The sequence below is a fragment of the Synechococcus sp. CS-1332 genome (genome assembly GCF_025127995.1).
In the GTDB taxonomy this organism is placed as follows: Bacteria; Cyanobacteriota; Cyanobacteriia; order PCC-6307; family Cyanobiaceae; genus Cyanobium.
The window spans coordinates 15,593-33,399 of record NZ_JAHLYP010000015.1 but is presented as its reverse complement, the minus strand read 5'-3'; the positions used below and the strand labels follow the sequence as shown (position 1 = coordinate 33,399).

Below are 17,807 nucleotides of genomic sequence, written 5' to 3'. Positions count from 1 at the left end.
CATGAGAAGGGGGTTGGATGGGAAGGAGAACCGAACGATGAAGCGCGATCAGGCGACAGCAGCAGCTGCGCGATCGAAGTAGGTGCCGATTTCGGACATCAGGGAGGAGCAGTCGCCCTGGGTGATGCCGTTGCGATCGTTGGCGATGGCGATGGCGGCGTCCTTCATCTTGCGGATGCCTTCGGCCACGGAAGCGCCGGGGACGCCGAGGGCCAGGTAGGTCTCGCGGAGGCCGTTGAGGCAACGGTCTTCGAGGACGGAAGCGTCACCGGTGAAGATGGCGTAGGTGACGTAACGGAGAACGATCTCCATGTCGCGCAGGCAAGCAGCCATGCGGCGGTGGGTGTAAGCGTTGCCGCCGGGGGCGATCAGGGCAGGCTGTTGATCGAACAGCTCGCGGGCGGCGTTGGTGACGATCTTGGAAGCGTTGGAGGTGATGCGGTTCACGGAATCCATACGCTTGTTGCTCTCGGCAACCATCGACGCCAGGGCGTCGATCTGACCAGCGTTGAGGAATTCGCCGCGGGCATCAGCCTGAGCAACGACCTTGGTGAAGGCGTCGAACATTGAGTTAGCTCCTGTTCTCGACGTCGAACGTCGGGATTGGGTGGGTAAGGGGGGGGGTGAGTCTGGAGCGTCAGCCCGGTGGTGGCCTGGCAGACGTCGACTACGTCATTGCTTTCGATGATCGCCTGGCCTCGGCCGGGCATCGCTTCGAAAGACCTACCTATTGTTGTGCCCCGCGTCCTTGGGATGGGGGAGCCTTAATAAATGGTCACCAGCATCAGGATCCCAGCTGGCGCAACCGTTCTGCCCCCCTGCACAGGCCCCTGGGTTCAAGCTGAACGCCTGTCCTGGCTGATCGGTGTATGGGGCTTGTGGCCTGTGCACGGGATTCCCATCAAAAAGGGCCCCTCCAAGGGGGACCCTCTGGTTGGCGGCAGTGGCTGGGGGCGAGGCTAGGCCTGCGCTCAGCCGTCTTCCCTCGCCTTGGCTTTTCCCTTGCGGGGGGCGGGCTGTTCCGGACTGCCGGCGATACCGCCACCGGTCACGGAGACGCTGATGATCCGACCACCCAGGGAGTGGACCAGACGCATGGTCTCGTTCATGCGGGTGAAGGGCACGTTCATGACCATGTCCGCGGTGCGGGAATAGTCGTTGTTGCTCACACCGGTGACGGTGAGGGCGACCTGACGGGAGCTGTTGAGGCCGGTGCCTCGGGTACCTGCGGAAACCTTCATGGATTCGGTGGGGTAGGGGGAAAAGACTGGACGGGAAAAAACCGCTTCAGTTGATCGGCGTGATGCTGGCGATGCGGCCGCCTTCACGGAGGATCTGCTGCTGGGTCTGCAGCAGCTTGCTGAAGGGGATGAAGCGCACCCGGTTGCTGCGCTTGTGCAGGCGGTAGTTGTTGAACCCGGAGATCTCCACCCGGAAGGTGCGGCCCTCTTCGCCGGCTCCCACCCCCTGCCGGGTGAGGCCATCGGTGCTGACCTTGCGGAAGACACTGCCCCGAGCGTTGGGGCTGACCACCGGCATGGGGGCTTCCGCATGCACGGAGGGGTTGAGGCGGGACTGGTTCTTGAGCAGGTCGCCCCGCACCGAGGCGCCCACACCCCGGGTGAGCTGGAGCATGTAGGAGAACTGCAGGCCCTGCTGGCCGGAGGAATAGTCCCAGCCGTGGAGGTAAGGAACCACCTCTTCGCCGAAGCGCGTCTGGTACTCGGCGCTGTCGATGTAGGAGTCGATTTCGGCGTCGTAGCCCTGCTCCTGCAGGATCGTGAAGTGGTGCAGCATCTCGGCCTTGTTCTGGGGAGCCCGGCCCAGGAGATGCTTGAAGTTGAGCTCGATGAAGCGGTAGGGGTTGCAGTTCTCGAAGAACTTGGCCTTGTAGAGCCCGCTCTTGGCCACCTGCCGAACGAACTCCCGCACGCTGAGGTAGCCGCGCTTGAACAGGGACTCCGGACCGGAGAGCCGCTCGCTTGCCATCACGTACTGATTGCCGAGCACCTGCTTATAAACGGCACGGATCAGGGCGGCCTTGTCGTTTTCGGTGGCGTTTGTCCAGTTTTCCTTGTTGCGGTCGCTGGAGAAACGCTCGATGCCCAGATAGGCAGCGTTGGCAAGTGTCATGAGCGTGGGGGGCCGGGGGAGAAACGTTGGGTAGAAGGTCGGGGTGCAGCGCGATTGGCCACTGCGGATCGGCAGCAGCCTCCGAGGACGGCTGCAGGAAACGTCCCGACCATGGGCTGCAAGCCGGATCCTATGGGCCTGTCCGCTCGCCACGACAGGGTTTTCAGAATCGTTACAAACCCCCCGACCGGCGGCCCCCCAGCCCGTCTGGCCCGACCCTGGCGTTGTGCCCCCTGGCGGACTGGCCCCATACCGATACCATCCGGCCATCATCCCGGTGCCGTCATGACTGCTGTTGTGCCCCTACCAGAGGACGCCTCCCTGCGGTTGGCCGACCAGCTGCAGGTCTTGTCCCAGGTCGCCGAAGCGCTCACTTACCGCCTGCTGGAGCTTGAGGAACGGTTGGAAGGCCAGGAGGACCGGATCGGCGAACGGCTGCAGGCGGCCGCTGGTCAGGAATCAGCCCATGGGGTGGCCATGGATCAGCGGCTGGGTGACACGGAAGCGCGTCTGGCCAGGATCGAGGCGGCGCTGAGGGGTCTGGATCGGAGCGGGACCTCCCGCCATCTGCAGGCCGTTCAGCCGCCGGCGATGCAGCAGGAGCTGCCGGGGTCCATGATCGAGGACGACGGATTCGAGCTGGGCCCGGAGGAGGTCGACCCCTTCCTCGATGAGGGTGAGCAGCCATTTATGGACGAACTGATCGCCGGCTGATCGGGCCCGGGACGTCGCCTTGGCCTTCGCCGTCAGTTCTCCAGCCAGGAGGGAGGGATGTCGCCCTTGTAGTCGTCGGTGCGCTCGAATTCGAAGGGGCCGGCCAGGGACCCCCACAACTGCTCGTGGGTGGCCGGATCATGGCCCCGGTCGATGGTGCGCATGCCTCGGGGGTCGATCTCAAAGCTGCTGACGAGGTAGGCGAGGCTGCCCTTGCGCTCCACGAGGCAGCGGCAACCGGGTTCCACCTCGCCGGTGAAGCCGTCGCCCATCTCCTTCACCACGTAGGTGCACCCTTCCAGGGGAAGCAGGTCGGCGGCCTCAATCTGCTGGCGTCGTCCTTCGTCATCGCTGGCGCCCCAGAACCGCTGCTCCTCACGCAGGGCCTGGTTGTGGATGATCAGATCTCCGTCGCGCTGTTCAGCCCGGAGCACCCGGATCCTGTACGGCGTCCCTGGGGAAATGGCGTAGGACTGCTCGAGCAGCAGCGAGCCCGGGGCCAGCTGGGGCAGGGGCCGGAACTTGACCAGGATGTGGGCGTAGAGGGGTGGGTTGTCGAAGGCCTGGGCCTGATTACTGAAGCCAGCGCTCAGCTGCTGGAGGAGGCGGGTAAGCGAGCTGCTCATGGGCACCACCTAGAGGTCCAGCAGGCGGATCCGGAAGGCGCCGACGTGGCGGGCCGTGGTTGGATCGCTCTGGGCGAAGGGGTGGTCGGCCACGCTGCTGAGGATGGCTTCAAGCTTTTCGGCGGCCGAGAGTCCATGGGACTGGTCCTGGCGGCTGTGGGCCTGCCAGGCTTCATCGAACGCCTGGGCAAAGCTGTCGGCGTTGTTGAAGATCTGGCTGGAGGTCGAAGGCGGCTGGGGCATGGTGATGGGCTGCAAAGCAGTCCGCACGCAATGCCAGGACCCAGATTTGAACTGGGGACACGGCGATTTTCAGTCGCCTGCTCTACCAACTGAGCTATCCCGGCCCGTCGCCGGAGCGACTGGGCGATCTTAGATCACGGCCCGCTGCGGGTGCGGGCCCGTGGGGTTCGGGCCAGACAGACCATCCCCACCACTTGCCAGCCGAGCGTTTCCAGGGTCAGGGCGGCGTTGCATCCGGTGGCTCCGCTGGTCAGGATGTCGTCGACGATCAGGACCGGCCGGCCGGTGGCTTCCCCGAGGCGGGGACCGCGACGGCAGCGGAAGGCACCCTCCTGGTTGGCCAGGCGCAGGGCGCGCTTCAGCTGATGCTGGCCGAGCACCGGCCGCGACCGTTCCAGCAGATCGTCGCGGCGGTACCCCAGCTGGCGGACGAGCTGGCGGCACACCAGAGCGGGCAGGGGGTTGCCGCGCCGTTTCCAGCTCGGTACCGGCACCAGCAGCGGCCGCCGCCGCCACTGGGGCAGCCCCTCTGCCATCACCCGCACCAAGGCACCGACCCTGGCGTCCTCCGGCCGCTGCCGCAATCCGAGCAGCAATCGCCGCAGCTCTCCGTCATAGGAACCGGCCGCCCACCACAGCAGGGGCTCGTTGCCCCGCTGGCCCCCGGCGGAGAGGGAGAGCTGGCTGCGGCAGTCGGGGCAGGGGGCTGCTGAGCCGTGATGAGGCGGCTGCAGGCCGCGACACAAAGGGCAGGGGGTGGCCGCGATCCAGTCGAACGGGAGTCGGCCCAGGCGTAGAAGGAGGTTCAGGGGTCTGGCGCTGCTGCTTCAAGCCTTCCCGGGCAGCGACCGCAGCATGGCCACCAGGGTGCGGTGGGCGTCTTCGCTGTCGCTGAGGGCGTGGTCGAAGGGCACCTCCACGGGGGCGCCATCCACCTCCAGGCGCATGGCCTGGGGCTCGACGGCCAGCATGCGGGCCTCCCTGGCTTCGGCGCAGCCGCCGAAGTGACGGGCATAGGCCAGGACGGCCTCCGCATGGTCGTCGTTCATGTGCTTACAGATGCGGTCGCTCACCGCGGCGGTGAGGGGGTCGGCGGCCATGGGGTCGGTGCGGGTGAGGGAATTCTGGGCTCAGGCGCCGGCGTACCGCTGCCAGAGCAGCAGGCACAGCCTTACACCGCTGTAGCCCACAAAGCCCGCCAGCACGACGAACAGCGCCATGGAGAGGATCGAGCTGAGGCGTTCTTTCATGGCCGTAGGGGTGGTGATTCGACCTCCATCCTGAAGCTGGCCCTGGCGAGCAGGGCCATGCCCAGGGCCGCCGTGCGTTTCGGTCGGTTCAGCACCGGGATCCCCAGGGCGCGTGACCGCATCGCCCGCCACTGGCTGTTGCGGGCCCCACCACCGACGCTGATCACCCGCCGCAGGGCCGGCGCCCCCAGCTGCCGCAGTCGTTGCCAGCCGGTCGCCTCAATGGCGGTGAGGCCCTCGAGCAGGGCCTGGAGGTAGCAGGCATCGCTGACGGGCCTCGGCTCCAGGATCGGCTCCAGCTCGGGGTCGTCCACCGGAAACCGTTCCCCTTTGCGGCTCAGGGGGAGCAGGTTGAGCCCCGTCGGGCGGTCCGGAGCGATCTGGCGGCTCAGCTCCGCGATCCGTTCGTCGTCGAAGAAGCGGCGCAGCACGCCTGCGCCGGCATTGGAGGCACCCCCCGCCAGCCAGCAGCCGGCCACCCGGTGGTTGCTGAGGCCGGCGCCGGCCAGGGGCGCATCCACAAATTGCTTCAGCACCAGGGTGGTGCCCAGCACGGTGATGCCGTCGCCTGGCTGTGGGTCGGCGGCCAGCACGGCCGCATTGGCATCGGTGCTGCCCGCCACCACCTGACAGTCCACGGGCAGGCCCAGGCACGCCGCCGCCGACCGAGCGAGCGGGCCCAGCAGGCTGCCGCTGGGTCGAATCCGGGGCAGCGCCTCCACTCCCACGCCTGCGGCCACACCAGCGAGCCAGGCTCCCTGCTGCAGGTCCCAGCCCAGGCGCACGTTGTTGGCTTCCTCGCCCCAGCGCCAGTCGTTCAGCAACCAGCCCATCAACCAGTCGGCCTGGTGGCGCAGCAGCAGGCCAGGCCCCAGACCCGCTTCACGGGCCATGGACAGCAGCCGCAGGGCCCTGGCCAGACTGCCGCTGGCGCTGGCGGCCGGATGGGTGGACCAGCTGCCGGGCGCCTGGCCCAGAAGCGCCGAGATCGCACGCGCCTGCTCCGCACAGGCCAGGTGGTAGGGGAGCGCCTGCTCCAGGGGGGGTGGCAGCAGGCTGCCGTCAGCCCTGCAGGCCAGCAAGGTGCCTGAGGTGCCATCGATGGCGATGGCCCTCACCCGGAGGCGGATCGCTTCGGGAACGGTGGCCAGCAGCTCGATCAGCCCCTGCCGCCAGGCCTGGGGCTTTTCCATGCGGCCGGGGTAAGGGGACTGCCGGCTCAGCAGGGGGTCGTCGGGTTGGCCGCCGGCCGCACCGGCCTGCGCCAGAACGGCCAGGCGCAGGCCGCTGCTGCCGAGGTCAACCCCCAGAAACAGCGCTGACACGGCTCGCCGTGGCCTGCTTCAAGGTGGCGGCGATGGCCGTGACGTCCTCCCAGGGAAGGTCGAGATCCTTGCGGCCGAAGTGGCCGTAGGCCGCGATGTCCTGGTAGAAGCGGCCCCCCCGCTGCTGGGGCAGTTCCCGCAGACCGAAGGCCTCGATGATCGCGCCGGGACGCAGGTCGAAATGCTCCTGCACCAGGGCGGTGAGGTCGGCGTTGTCAAGGGCGCCGGTGCCGAAGCTCTCCACCAGGATGCTCACGGGGCGGGCAACGCCGATGGCGTAGCTGAGCTGCACCTCGGCCTTGTGGGCCAGGCCGGCCGCCACCAGGGCCTTGGCCACGTAGCGGGCGGCATAGGCGGCGGAGCGATCCACCTTGGTGGGGTCCTTGCCGGAGAAGGCACCGCCGCCGTGACGGGCATAGCCGCCGTAGGTGTCGACGATGATCTTGCGCCCCGTCAGGCCTGCGTCGCCCTGGGGGCCGCCCACCACGAACTTGCCGGTGGGGTTGACGTAGAAGCGGGTGCCTTCCTTGGTGGGCTTCAGGGGCAGATCGTCGGTGGCGGGAAGCACCACGTGGGCCCAGAGGTCGTCCTTGATGCGCTGCTGAACGGCCTTCTCATCGCTGATGCCCTCCACTTCGGCGGTGTGCTGGGTGGAGATGAGGATCGTGTCGATCGCCACGGGGCGATCGTTCTCGTACACCACGCTCACCTGGGTCTTGCCATCGGGGAGCAGGTAGCCGAGGCTGCCGTCGTGGCGTACCTGGGCCAGCCGCAGGGCCAGCCGGTGGGCCAGGCTGATCGGCAGGGGCATCAGCTCCGGGGTTTCGTCGCAGGCATAGCCGAACATGATTCCCTGGTCGCCGGCGCCCACCTTGTCGAGGGGATCGCCGTCGTGGTCGTCGGCCTCATCCACGCCCTGGGCGATGTCCGGTGATTGCTGATCGAGGGCGATCAGCACGGCGCAACTCCTTGCATCGAAGCCACCGGCGCGGGCGCCGGTATAGCCAATCTGCTCGATCACCCCCCGCACCAGGGTGTTGAAGTCGACCCGGGCTGTGGTGGTGACTTCCCCTGTGATCAGGCAGAGCCCGGTGTTCACCACGGTCTCGCAGGCCACCCGGCTGGACGGATCCTGGGCCAGCAGCGCATCGAGCACGGCATCGCTGACCTGGTCGCAGATCTTGTCGGGGTGGCCTTCCGTCACCGATTCCGAGGTGAAGACGAAACGGCTCATAGGGGTGAGGGAGTCAGTCGATGGGTGAGCTTATTCCCACCGGTTGGCTGGCCCCTGCAGGGATGGACGGAGCTGCCAGCGGCGAGGCGCTTTGGGGCACCACGGTCAGCTCCTGCCAGTGATCCAGCTGCAGGAAGGAGCCGTCCAGCTCCACGGGCCTCCGCCAACCGGCCCGGTAGCCCAGCACCACGGGCACCCCGGCGGCCCGGGCCATGCGCAGGTCGCTGTTGGCGTCGCCGATCAGGGCGCAGCTCTCCACGGCCACGCCCAGTTCACCGCACAGACCGCGGACGGCGGCGGGATCCGGCTTGCGAGGCTGATGTTCCGCGCTCCAGATAGCGTGCACATAGGACGCCAGATCATGGGCGGCCAGGAACGCTTCGATGCCGTCGACGTGGTCGTTGCTGATCACGGCGCAGCGCACCCCAGCCTGCCGCAGGGCCTCCAGCAGGGGACGCAGGCCGGGGGTGGGGGCCGGTCGACGTTCGCTCCCCTGGCCGTGCAGGGCGTCGGTGCGGGCGAACACCGCTTCGGCCATGGCCAGGGCTTCGGGCCAGCCCAGGCCCACCTGCACCAGGGCGGTGGCGGTGGCCACCAGGTTGTGGTCACGGCTGGCCACCGCCATGGTTCCGGCGGGATGGAGGCCTTCCGATGAAACGCCGTAGGCACGGTGGAGCAGCTCGCCCAGGTCGCGGTGCCGCTCCGGGTCGCCTGCGGCCAGATCGGCCAGCTCCAGACAATGAAAAACCCTGGCCTGGGCCAGGGCCACGAGCATGGGCTCGCTGTGGCTCAAGGTGCCGTCCTTGTCGAACAGCACCGCCTCCAGGGGCCGATCCCCGCAGGGCAGGGGGGTGCCCCGCAGGCAGAGAAGCACCATCGTCAGAGCGTCCGAGCCAGTGACTTCATTCGAGGGAGACACCCATGGGTTCGCTGTCCTCGGCCTGTTCCAGCAGCATCTGCTTGTAGCGGGCGGCCATTTCCTCGGCCTTGTCGAACACCTTCTGGGGGTCGGTGAGCATGTCGCCCGGTTCCGGCTCGAGGGCCTTGGTCGACAGGGAGATCCGGCCCCTCTCGGCGTCGAGATCGATGATCATCACCTTCATCTGATCGTTGACATTGAGCACGGTGTGGGGGGTCTCGATGTGCTCGTGGCTGATCTCGGAGATGTGCAGCAGGCCACTGACACCACCGATGTCGATGAAGGCGCCGTAGGGCTTGATGCCGCGCACGGTACCCAGCACCACCTCGCCCACCTCGAGTCGATTCATCTTGCGCTCCACCAGGGCACGGCGATGGCTCAGCACCAGGCGGTTACGCTCCTCGTCCACCTCCAGGAACTTGAGGGGGAGGAAGTCGGCCACGAGCTCCTCCTTGGCCTTGCGGGTGCTGATGTGGCTGCCGGGGATGAAGCCCCGCAGACCCTCCACTCGCACCAGGGCGCCGCCGCGGTTGGTGGCAAACACTTCGCTGTAGATGGTGGCGTCTTCCTTCTGCAGCTGGCGCACCCGCTCCCAGGCGCGCTGGTACTCGATCCGGCGCACCGAAAGGGTGAGCTGGCCGTCCTCGTTCTCCTCGCTGAGGATGAAGAATTCGCGCACCTCCCCGGGTTCGAGCACGTCGGAGAGATGCTCGACGCGGTTGATCGACACCTCCTGGAGCGGCATGAAGGCGGCGGTCTTGGCGCCGATGTCGATCATGGCGCCCTTCGATTCGAGGGCGAACACGGTGCCGTTGACGACGTCACCGGGCTTGAAATTGTAGTCGTACTTGCTGAGCAGGGCCGCGAACTCGTCCAGCGTGAAGCCCACACCGTCACCGTCCCGGGCGCTGACCCTGCTGCTGGAGTCGTCGGCGCTCGGGACCTCTTCCGGAATCGCCAGATCGAGATCCTCTGTGGTCTCGATGTCGGCGGCCTCCTCGCTGCTGATCGGCGCGAGGGCCTCGAGGGTGTCTGCTTCGGAAGAAGGAGTGAGGGTCATGGAGCTGGGGCGGTCTGCCGGTGGCAGTGCGAAGGAACGGGGTGACTGCCCGCCTGCAGCGCACACCCGATCGATCACTCTATCAATGGGTCGGCTGCACCTCCGCCCGACCGCCTTGATTCGGCCCTAACCGACGACCACCAGCCGGTTCTTGGCTTTGCCTCGATTCCCCAGGCCCTCCAGGGTGGCCACGAAATCGCTGACCCCCTGGAACTGGCGGTAGACAGAGGCGAAGCGCACGTAGGCGACTTCGCTCATCTCCCGCAGGCGCTGCAGCACCAGCTCACCGATCTCGTTGCTGCTCACCTCGCGGCCGGCCCGCTGCTGCAGGACCAGTTCGATGTCGTCGACGACGGCCTCCAGCCGGGCCGGTTCCAGGCCGGTCTTCTCGCAGGCCCTCAACAGGCCGTGCAGCAGCTTGCTGCGATTAAAGGTTTCTCTGCTGCCGTTGCGCTTCACCACGGTGATCGGAACGGTCTCAACCCGTTCATAGGTGGTGAAGCGAAAATCACAGTTGAGGCACTCCCTGCGCCGCCGCACGCTGCGCCCGGAATCGGCGGCCCTTGATTCCAGAACACGGCTATCGGTGTGTTGGCAGGAGGGACATTGCATCCCTGGGCACGCTTCCAAGTGTTGGGAGTGTAAACAGCTACGCGCACAAAGAGAAGGGGTTGGCATCAAGCTGGGGCCTCAGGCAAGAAAAAACCCCTGGTTTCCCAGGGGTTTGATCAATCCAAAAGCGTGGTCACTTGCCGATTTTCGGGGGATCGCGGAAGGCGATCGCGAAAAAGAGCGTGGAAATGGCCAGGGCCAGGATCAGGATGTAAGCGAAGCTTTCCATGGGAATCCTCGGGGGGGCTGGCGGTCAGCTGAGGGGGGAGCCTGCCGGGGGCACGAAGCCCTCGGGAAGGCGTCGGGTGGAACGGTCGCCCAGCTTGGCGAACAGACCGAATTCCACCTGCTCACCGAGATCGGGGTCGATACCGGCGAAGACATCACGGTAGAGGGTGCGGGCACCGTGCCAAATGTGTCCGAAGAAGAAGAGCAGGGCGAAGCAGGCATGGCCGAAGGTGAACCAGCCGCGGGGCGAACTGCGGAAGGTGCCGTCGGAGTGGTAAGTCTCACGGTCGAACTCAAAGGCCTCGCCGAGCTGGGCCTTGCGGGCCAGTCGCTTGACGTCGGCCGGATCGGTGAACGTCTGACCGTTGAGGGCGCCGCCGTAGACGGTGGCCGTAACGCCCTGCTGCTCGAAGGAGTACTTCGCCTCGGCACGACGGAAGGGGATGTCGGCGCGGACGATGCCCTGCTGATCCTGGAGGATCACCGGGAAGTTCTCGAAGAAGTTGGGCAGGCGACGGACCTCGAGGTCATGGCCTTCCTTGTCGGTGAAAGAGATGTGCCCGATCCAGGAGGTGGGCAGGCCGTCTCCGTTGATCATCGGGCCGACGCGGAACAGACCACCCTTGGCTGGGCTGTTGCCCACATAGTCGTAGAAGGCGAGCTTCTCGGGAATGGCCGCGAAGGCCTCTTCCTTGGTGGCGCCGTTGTCAATGGCGGTCTGGACTCGACGGTTGATCTCGGTCTTGAAGTAGTTCTGATCCCACTGGTAACGGGTGGGGCCGAATAGTTCCACCGGCGTCGCCGCCGACCCATACCACATGGTTACAGCGACGATGAAGGCCGCGAAGAACACCGCCGCGATCGCACTGGCCAGCACCGTCTCGATGTTGCCCATGCGGAGAGCCTTGTAGAGGCGCTCAGGCGGACGGGTGGTGATGTGGAAGATTCCGGCAATGATGCCGACGATGCCGGAGGCGATGTGGTGGGCCACGATCCCTCCTGGGTTGAAGGGGTTGAAGCCTTCAGGACCCCAGGAGGGTTGCACCGCTTCGAGATGGCCCGTGAGGCTGTACGGATCCGAGATCCACATCCCCGGTCCGAAGACACCGGTGAGGTGGAAGGCTCCGAATCCGAAGCAGCCCAGGCCGGCGAGCAGCAGGTGGATGCCGAAGATCTTGGGGAGGTCGAGGGCTGGCTCCCCGGAGCGGGGGTCCTGCCAGATCTCGAGATCCCAGTAGGTCCAGTGCCAGATGGCGGCAAGAAAAAGCAGGCCACTGAAGATGATGTGGGCCGCAGCCACGCCTTCGAAGCTCCAGAAGCCGGGGTCGACGCCGGTTTCACCGGTGACGCTCCAGCCCCCCCAGCTGCCGGTCACGCCCAGGCGGGCCATGAAGGGCATGACGAACATGCCCTGGCGCCACATGGGGTTGAGGACCTGGTCGGAGGGGTCGAAGATCGCAAGCTCGTAGAGCGCCATGGAGCCGGCCCAGCCGGCTACCAAGGCGGTGTGCATGAGGTGCACGGCCAGCAGTCGGCCCGGGTCGTTGATGACGACCGTGTGCACCCGGTACCAGGGCAATCCCATTGGGGGGTCAGGTCTGGGTTGACAGTTGCCTAAGCCGATCGCCGGAGCGATGACGGCTAAGGAGACGCTCGGTGGTTACCGATCCGTGCTGGCGATGGTAAGGGTTGCGGGCAACACCACGGGGCCCCAGGTAACGGACCGCAACGGCGCGATTCACAATGGGAGCCATCCCGTCCCTCGAGAGGCTTCCGCCATGCCCGTGATCCGGTTCGTCCGTGAGCAGCGCGACGTGGAGTGCTACCCGGGGGAAAATCTGCGTGAGGTGGCCCTGCGCGAGGGCATCGAGCTCTACGGCCTCAAGGGCCGCCTGGGCAACTGTGGCGGTTGCGGCCAGTGCATCACCTGTTTCGTGGAGGTGGTGGAGGGGGGCGCCGACAACGCCCTCACCGAGCAGACCTCGGTGGAACTGCTGAAGCTGAAACGGCGCCCCCAGACCTGGCGGCTGGCCTGTCAGGCCCTGGTGCAGAAGTCGGTGATGGTGCTCACCAGGCCCCAGGTGGGGCTCGGGGATCGGGAGGGCGAACTGAGCCGGGCCCGTTCCCTGGCCCTGCCGGAGGGCCCCACCGCCTGGCCCGAGCCCCCCGCTGCACCGGACGCTGAGGATTCTCAGGAGTCAGAGACGGCTCCGGAAACAGCCGGGGCTCCATCCACAACGAGCGATGAAGGGGGCGTCCATCCCGCCGATGGGCGGTGATACCTTCTCAACACCTCTCCAGCAGTCATGGAAACCAACGACCTCGGCTTCGTTGCCAGCCTCCTGTTCGTTCTGGTTCCCGCCGTCTTCCTGATCATTCTCTACATCCAGACGAACAGCCGCCAGGGCGGCTGATCCGGGTTCACCGGGTCCGCCCTTCCGGCTCCCGCACCAGCAGCACCGGGGCCGGAGCATGCACGCGGATGTAGTCGCTCACCGAGCTGCCCAGAAGCTTGTCGAGATCCACCAAGCCCCGGGCCACGAGCGGCCTGCGGTCCTGGGAGGCGATCACCACCAGATCGGCCTTCACGTCCTCGGCGGTGGCGCAGAAGCTGCGGGCAATGTCGCCTGTGCGATGCAGTCCTTTCATCTCCACCCCGAAGCTGCGGGCCCGTTGAATGGCCTTCAGCAGCACCTCATCGCCGGGGGTGCGGCCCCCCCGTGAGGGGGTGATGTCCTGCCGAGACACATGCACTCCTGTGAGGCTGCCGCCTGGGATCCCCTGCACCAGCTCACAGGCCAGCCGCAGCGCGTCATCGCCCACCCCGGTGCCATCGATGGCCACGAGGACCCGGTTGATGGCTTTCACATAGAGGTCGTCCCGCACCAGCAGCATGGGCCGGGTGGACAGCTGGAAGACGTACTGGCTGGCGCTGTTGCCCAGGATCGATTGCAGCCTCCCCAGCCCCCGCGATCCCATCACGATCAGATCGGCCTCCAGCTCATCGGCCACCTTCAGCACGGTCAGCTTGGTGTCGCCCTCGCGTACCAGGATGTTGACGTCTCCAGGGGTAAGGCCGAGGCGCTCGATGGCCTCCTTCACCAGAATGTCGGCTTGCTGGCGATGGGTTTCCAGATCGAGCCCCCCCTGCTCGGGAATCACGTGCAGCAGGTTGATCCGGGCCTGACGGCAGGGGGGGATGTCACGCAGGATGCGGACCATCTCCTCGACATGGCCCTTACCGGAATCGGCGATCAGCAGGTTGCGGAACACGGACATCAACGTGGCTCGGCATCAGCCTATGGCTGATCCCCATTCCGCAATCCCCCGTGGTGAAGTCCGTGATGCAGCGTCCGCAGGAAGCGTGCTGGCGCCTCCATCGGCGGGTGCTGCCCCAGCACACCGACCATGCCGGGGTGATGTGGCACGGGGCCTATCTGGCCTGGCTGGAGGAGGCCCGTGTTGAGGCCCTGGCCCAGGCCGGCCTGGCCTACAGCACCCTCTCCGCCCGGGGGCTGGAGCTGCCGGTGGTTGGCCTGCGCATCGATTACCGCCAGGCCCTGCTCCATGGCGATGGCGTCGAGATCCGTAGCCAGGTGATGCCGCGGCTGGGATTGAAACTCCCCTGGCACAGCCACTTCATCAATCCCGATGGGGCTGTGGCGGCTGAAGCCTGTGTGGATCTGGTGCTGGTGGATCTCTCCGGCGGCCCCTCGCGGCGACGGCTGCTGCGGCGGTTGCCGCAGGATCTGGAGCAGGCCCTGACGATCCTCCGGGCGGGGCCGCCCATGGCGAGCTCTTAGCTGCAGTACATTTGTACTTCCATGGAGGTGGGGCGCGGGAATGGGTGATCTGGTGCAGGGTTCCTTTCCCCGCCAAGCGACACCGGCCTGGGATCGGCAGCGGCGTCTGTGGTGGCTGCTTTGGAGCCGTTGCCCCGGCCTCGGCTGGCAGCGGCTGCGCGCCCTTGAGGCCAGCTGTGGCGGGCTGGCCGCCGCCTGGCTGGCGCCTGCCGATGCGCTGGCGGCGGTGCCGGGTCTGGGGCCGGGGCTGGTGGCGGTGGTGGAGCGGTTTCGCCACGGCTGGGGCCCACGGCCCCTGGAGGCCTTTGCCCCCCGGTGCCGCTTCGGCCGTGGGGTGCTGGTACCTGGGGATCGGGGCTGGCCCGCGGGCCTGGGGGAGCTGCACCGGCCGCCCTTGCAGCTGTGCTGGCGGGGGCGGGGCAGCCTCTGGCCCCATCTGGGCCAGCGCCGCTCGGTGGCGGTGGTGGGCACGCGGCGTCCGTCCCTGCATGGCCTCTCGATGGCCCGCGCCGTCGGCGCCGCCCTGGCCGAGGCGGGCTGGCCCGTGCTGAGCGGTCTGGCGGAAGGCATCGATGGTGCCGCCCACGAGGGATGTCTGGCGGCCGGGGGTGCCCCGGTGGGGGTGCTGGGTACGCCCCTGGGCCGCGCCTACCCCCTCCACCACGCGGCGCTGCAGGGTGCGGTGGCCCGCGAGGGCCTGCTCGTGAGCGAGCTGGCCGAGGGCGGCACCGTCCGGCCCGGCAGCTTTGCTGCCCGCAACCGCCTGCTGGTGGCCATGGCGGCCGCGGTGGTGGTGGTGGAGTGTCCGGTGGAGAGCGGGGCGCTGCATTCGGCCGAGCTGGCCTGGCAGCTGGAGCTGCCGCTCTGGGTGGTGCCAGCCGATGCCGGCAGGGCCTCGGCCATGGGCAGCAACCGGCTGCTGGCCAGGGGCGCCACCCCCCTGCTCCTCCCCGCCGACCTGATCGGCCAGTTGGGGCGTGGCCCCCTGGCCGCAGGGGCCCCCGGAGACGGCCCTGATCCGGCCAAAGGGGTTCGGGGGGCGGAGGCCGAGGGGCTGCTGGAGGCGGTGGGTGGCGGCGCCAGCCTCGAGCAGCTGAGCCTGGCCCTGGATCGCCCCATGGCCGAGCTGATGCCCCGGCTGCTGGAGCTGGAGCTGGCCGGGCTGCTGCGGGCCGAGGCCGGCCTTTGCTGGCGCCCCTGCTGAGGCCGCCACTGCTGAGACCGCAACCGCTGATTAGGCTCCCTCCATGGTTTTCCAGGTCGGCACCGTCTCCGTCCCTTCGCCCCCGGCGAATGGCCCTGACGCCCTGCTGATTACGGCGTCGGAGCTGCTGGGCTGGCGTCGCCGCCTGCTGGCCCTCGGCGGCGACGCCGCCGCCTTCGACTGGCTGCTGGATGTGGGCGCTGGTCTGCGTTGGAGCCAGTTGCAGGCGCTCTGGTGCCACCCGGAGGCCGAAGTTCGCCTCCAAGGCTCGCTGGAGGCGCTGGAAGCCCTCTGGCGCCGCCACCTCGACTCCCATGAGCCCCTGCAGTATCTGGTGGGCCGCTGCCCCTGGCGCGACCTGGAACTGCCCGTGGCGCCCGGGGTGCTGATCCCCCGGCAGGAAACGGAGCTGCTGGTGGATCTGGCCCTGTCCCTGTGGCCTTCAGCGCGCCCTGAAGCCCGCTGGGCCGACCTGGGCACCGGCTCCGGTTGCCTGGCCATCGCCCTGGCCCGCAGCCTGCCTGTCAGCCGGGGATTCGCCGTGGAGGCCAGCCCCGAGGCCTTCGCCCAGGCCGGCGCCAACCTGACCCGCTGGGACCTGCAGCACCGCATCACCCTGCTGGCGGGTGACTGGTGGCAGCCGCTGGCGCCTTGGTGGGGCGGGCTGGATCTGGTGGTGAGCAACCCCCCCTACATCCCCAGCGCCACCCTGGCGGGACTCGATCCGGTGGTGCGGGAGCACGAACCCCGCCAGGCGCTGGATGGTGGCCCCGATGGGCTGGTGGCCATCCGCTCGATCGTGGCCGGCAGCTCCAGGGGCCTGGCCCCCGGCGGCCTGTTGCTGCTGGAGCACCACCACGACCAGAGCGAGGCGGTTGCAGCACTGCTCCGCGCCGCCGGTCTGGATCGGCTCGCGGTGCATGCCGACCTCGAGGGCCGGGCCCGCTTCGCCAGTGGCTGGAGGCCCGGCGGTCGATGAACGCTCCTGCACAACTGGCCAGGCGCCTGGCGGAGGGGGAGGCGGTTCTGTTCCCTACCGACACCCTGCCGGCGCTGGCCGCCCGGCCGGAGGCGGCCGCCTTGCTCTGGCGGCTGAAGCAACGTCCCGCCGACAAGCCGCTGATCTTGATGGGGGCCGACCTGGCCCAGTTGATCGAGGCCCTGGGGGTGCCCTGGCAGCAAGCCTGGATCGAGCAGGCCCGGTGCCACTGGCCAGGGGCTGTCACCCTGGTGTTGCCGATCGCCGGTGCGTTGACCAGCCATCTCCATCCCGGCGGCACGAGCCTGGGGCTGCGTGTCCCGGCCTGCGATCGTGCGCGGGAGCTGCTGCGCCACAGCGGCCCCCTGGCCACCACCAGTGCCAACCGTTCCGGCGAACCCCCGGCCACCACGGCGGCCGAGGCATCGCATCAGTTCCCCGGACTGTCCCTGCTCGAGCCCCTGCCCTGGCCGCCGGGATCCGGCCAGGCCAGCACGGTTCTGGCCTGGCGTGAGCTGGAGGAGGGCACGGCTCACCCGTGGGCCGTGCTCCGGTCCGGGGCCGCCGTGCCGTCGGGCCTGGGGGGTGGCTGATGTTGCCGCTCCTGCTGCTGGTGCTGTTGGAGGTGAGCCTGAGCCACTGGCTCCTGGCACCGCTGGTGCATCTGGCCACCCCCCTGTTCCAGCTGGGCTGGCTGGGCTGGCTGGGGTTGGCGGCGCTGGTGTGGCTGTTCGCCGGGGCATGATGCCCTGATTGTGAAGGGCTCGCCTGCGGCCGGATCCACCCCCTGGCGCCGAGGAAACGTGCCGACCGCCCCCATGACGCTTGCCACAGCCGCTGACCCAGGGTTTGCCGCCTTCGGGTCCAGCCTGACGGCCATCACCCTGGCCGAGCTGGGGGACAAGACCTTCTTCATGGCCCTGATCCTGGCGGCGCGCCATCGCCCCCGCTGGGTGTTCGTCGGGGCCTTCGCGGCGCTCAGTCTGGTCACCCTGTTGTCCCTGGGGATGGGGTACGGCCTCAGGGAATGGCTGCCCCAGTCCGTCGTTCCCTGGCTGGCGGCGGTCCTGTTTCTCGGGTTCGGTGTCAAGCTCCTGGTGGATGCGGCCGGCCTGCCCGCCGACGCGGCCAAGGAGGAAGCCCAGGGGGCCAGGGAGGCGATCGACGCGGCTGAGAGCGATGGCAGCATCCGCGGTCCGGGTGCCGTGATCTGGGAGGCCTTCGTGCTGGTGTTCCTGGCCGAACTGGGGGATCGTACCCAGTTCGCCACCATCTTTCTGGCGGCGGCGCCGGCCTTCACCTTCGCCGGTCTGCTGGCCGGCACCCTGCTGGGCCATGCCCTGGTCACCTGGCTGGCGGTGGGTGCGGGCCAGTGGATCGGCGGCAGGATCAGCGAGAGGTTGCGCTACCGCCTCAGCGGTGGCCTGTTCCTGGCCTTTGGCCTGCTGTCGCTCTGGCAGGCCATCGGCTGAAACCC

At 68.0% G+C, this 17,807-nt stretch carries 24 protein-coding genes and 1 tRNA gene; 9 read left to right on the top strand and 16 right to left on the bottom strand.

What is annotated here, in order from left to right; all coding sequences use genetic code 11:
- Positions 1-48: 48 nt before the first annotated feature.
- The 3 genes from KQ305_RS03165 to KQ305_RS03155 all read right to left on the bottom strand — a co-directional run bounded on the left by KQ305_RS03165 (position 49) and on the right by KQ305_RS03155 (position 2,133).
- Positions 49-567 (bottom strand): phycocyanin subunit beta, encoded by a 519-nt coding sequence (locus tag KQ305_RS03165; RefSeq protein WP_259723991.1) that lies wholly within the window; start codon positions 565-567, stop codon positions 49-51.
- Positions 568-971: 404 nt separating this feature from the next.
- Entirely contained in the window at positions 972-1,241 is a 270-nt protein-coding gene (locus KQ305_RS03160) for a phycobilisome linker polypeptide (protein WP_259723990.1), read from the bottom strand.
- A gap of 46 nt (positions 1,242-1,287) precedes the next feature.
- The gene (locus KQ305_RS03155) at positions 1,288-2,133 is read right to left on the bottom strand and encodes a phycobilisome linker polypeptide (protein ID WP_259723989.1); all 846 of its coding nucleotides are present in this window, start codon (positions 2,131-2,133) and stop codon (positions 1,288-1,290) included.
- Positions 2,134-2,418: 285 nt separating this feature from the next.
- On the opposite strand from KQ305_RS03155, the gene KQ305_RS03150 reads away from it, so the two are divergent.
- Complete coding sequence (locus tag KQ305_RS03150; protein WP_259723988.1) at positions 2,419-2,847, top strand: hypothetical protein; 429 nt, start codon at positions 2,419-2,421, stop codon at positions 2,845-2,847.
- 32 nt (positions 2,848-2,879) lie between these two features.
- Here the strand turns inward: KQ305_RS03150 and KQ305_RS03145 are convergent, their stop codons facing one another.
- The 12 genes from KQ305_RS03145 to psbB form a co-directional block, all read right to left on the bottom strand.
- Positions 2,880-3,473, bottom strand: a complete 594-nt coding sequence (locus tag KQ305_RS03145; protein ID WP_259723987.1) for a chromophore lyase CpcT/CpeT — start codon at positions 3,471-3,473, stop codon at positions 2,880-2,882.
- A 9-nt stretch (positions 3,474-3,482) separates the two neighbouring features.
- Positions 3,483-3,716 carry a hypothetical protein gene (locus KQ305_RS03140; protein WP_259723986.1) on the bottom strand — a complete coding sequence of 78 codons (234 nt, stop codon included), beginning with the start codon at positions 3,714-3,716 and terminating at the stop codon, positions 3,483-3,485.
- 31 nt (positions 3,717-3,747) lie between these two features.
- A tRNA-Phe gene (locus tag KQ305_RS03135) sits at positions 3,748-3,820 on the bottom strand.
- A gap of 30 nt (positions 3,821-3,850) precedes the next feature.
- Positions 3,851-4,462 carry a ComF family protein gene (locus KQ305_RS03130; RefSeq protein WP_259723985.1) on the bottom strand — a complete coding sequence of 204 codons (612 nt, stop codon included), beginning with the start codon at positions 4,460-4,462 and terminating at the stop codon, positions 3,851-3,853.
- A gap of 81 nt (positions 4,463-4,543) precedes the next feature.
- Positions 4,544-4,816: a DUF2470 domain-containing protein gene (locus KQ305_RS03125; RefSeq protein WP_259723984.1), complete on the bottom strand. Its 273-nt coding sequence runs from the start codon at positions 4,814-4,816 to the stop codon at positions 4,544-4,546.
- A 146-nt stretch (positions 4,817-4,962) separates the two neighbouring features.
- The gene (locus tag KQ305_RS03120; protein ID WP_259723983.1) at positions 4,963-6,291 is read right to left on the bottom strand and encodes an FGGY-family carbohydrate kinase; all 1,329 of its coding nucleotides are present in this window, start codon (positions 6,289-6,291) and stop codon (positions 4,963-4,965) included.
- A complete protein-coding gene (gene metK / locus KQ305_RS03115) occupies positions 6,266-7,525 on the bottom strand; it encodes a methionine adenosyltransferase (RefSeq protein ID WP_259723982.1) in 1,260 nt (419 codons plus the stop codon). The genes KQ305_RS03120 and metK overlap by 26 nt, the downstream gene beginning before the upstream one ends.
- A 13-nt stretch (positions 7,526-7,538) precedes the next feature.
- Positions 7,539-8,402 carry an HAD family hydrolase gene (locus KQ305_RS03110; RefSeq protein WP_259723981.1) on the bottom strand — a complete coding sequence of 288 codons (864 nt, stop codon included), beginning with the start codon at positions 8,400-8,402 and terminating at the stop codon, positions 7,539-7,541.
- Between the two features lie 25 nt (positions 8,403-8,427).
- Positions 8,428-9,504 (bottom strand): 30S ribosomal protein S1, encoded by a 1,077-nt coding sequence (locus KQ305_RS03105; RefSeq protein ID WP_259723980.1) that lies wholly within the window; start codon positions 9,502-9,504, stop codon positions 8,428-8,430.
- A 126-nt stretch (positions 9,505-9,630) separates the two neighbouring features.
- Positions 9,631-10,116 carry a transcriptional regulator NrdR gene (nrdR, locus tag KQ305_RS03100; protein WP_259723979.1) on the bottom strand — a complete coding sequence of 162 codons (486 nt, stop codon included), beginning with the start codon at positions 10,114-10,116 and terminating at the stop codon, positions 9,631-9,633.
- 133 nt (positions 10,117-10,249) lie between these two features.
- A complete protein-coding gene (locus KQ305_RS03095) occupies positions 10,250-10,345 on the bottom strand; it encodes a photosystem II reaction center protein T (RefSeq protein WP_010314684.1) in 96 nt (31 codons plus the stop codon).
- 24 nt (positions 10,346-10,369) lie between these two features.
- A complete protein-coding gene (gene psbB, locus KQ305_RS03090; protein WP_259723978.1) occupies positions 10,370-11,929 on the bottom strand; it encodes a photosystem II chlorophyll-binding protein CP47 in 1,560 nt (519 codons plus the stop codon).
- A 193-nt stretch (positions 11,930-12,122) separates the two neighbouring features.
- On the opposite strand from psbB, the gene KQ305_RS03085 reads away from it, so the two are divergent.
- Both KQ305_RS03085 and psbM read left to right on the top strand, forming a co-directional pair.
- Positions 12,123-12,623 (top strand): (2Fe-2S)-binding protein, encoded by a 501-nt coding sequence (locus tag KQ305_RS03085; protein WP_259723977.1) that lies wholly within the window; start codon positions 12,123-12,125, stop codon positions 12,621-12,623.
- A 27-nt stretch (positions 12,624-12,650) separates the two neighbouring features.
- Positions 12,651-12,758, top strand: a complete 108-nt coding sequence (gene psbM / locus KQ305_RS03080; protein WP_015109223.1) for a photosystem II reaction center protein PsbM — start codon at positions 12,651-12,653, stop codon at positions 12,756-12,758.
- Between the two features lie 7 nt (positions 12,759-12,765).
- On the opposite strand, the gene KQ305_RS03075 is transcribed toward psbM, so the two are convergent.
- Entirely contained in the window at positions 12,766-13,617 is an 852-nt protein-coding gene (locus KQ305_RS03075; protein WP_259723992.1) for a universal stress protein, read from the bottom strand.
- Between the two features lie 71 nt (positions 13,618-13,688).
- On the opposite strand from KQ305_RS03075, the gene KQ305_RS03070 reads away from it, so the two are divergent.
- The 6 genes from KQ305_RS03070 to KQ305_RS03045 all read left to right on the top strand — a co-directional run bounded on the left by KQ305_RS03070 (position 13,689) and on the right by KQ305_RS03045 (position 17,802).
- The gene (locus tag KQ305_RS03070; protein WP_259723976.1) at positions 13,689-14,147 is read left to right on the top strand and encodes an acyl-CoA thioesterase; all 459 of its coding nucleotides are present in this window, start codon (positions 13,689-13,691) and stop codon (positions 14,145-14,147) included.
- A gap of 52 nt (positions 14,148-14,199) precedes the next feature.
- Positions 14,200-15,351 carry a DNA-processing protein DprA gene (locus tag KQ305_RS03065; RefSeq protein WP_311134312.1) on the top strand — a complete coding sequence of 384 codons (1,152 nt, stop codon included), beginning with the start codon at positions 14,200-14,202 and terminating at the stop codon, positions 15,349-15,351.
- Positions 15,352-15,394: 43 nt separating this feature from the next.
- Positions 15,395-16,330: a peptide chain release factor N(5)-glutamine methyltransferase gene (prmC, locus tag KQ305_RS03060; protein ID WP_259723974.1), complete on the top strand. Its 936-nt coding sequence runs from the start codon at positions 15,395-15,397 to the stop codon at positions 16,328-16,330.
- Positions 16,327-16,923, top strand: a complete 597-nt coding sequence (locus KQ305_RS03055) for an L-threonylcarbamoyladenylate synthase (RefSeq protein WP_259723973.1) — start codon at positions 16,327-16,329, stop codon at positions 16,921-16,923. The genes prmC and KQ305_RS03055 overlap by 4 nt, the downstream gene beginning before the upstream one ends.
- Complete coding sequence (locus KQ305_RS03050) at positions 16,923-17,075, top strand: hypothetical protein (protein WP_259723972.1); 153 nt, start codon at positions 16,923-16,925, stop codon at positions 17,073-17,075. The genes KQ305_RS03055 and KQ305_RS03050 overlap by 1 nt, the downstream gene beginning before the upstream one ends.
- A gap of 73 nt (positions 17,076-17,148) precedes the next feature.
- Positions 17,149-17,802 (top strand): TMEM165/GDT1 family protein, encoded by a 654-nt coding sequence (locus tag KQ305_RS03045; RefSeq protein ID WP_259723971.1) that lies wholly within the window; start codon positions 17,149-17,151, stop codon positions 17,800-17,802.
- Positions 17,803-17,807: the final 5 nt, after the last annotated feature.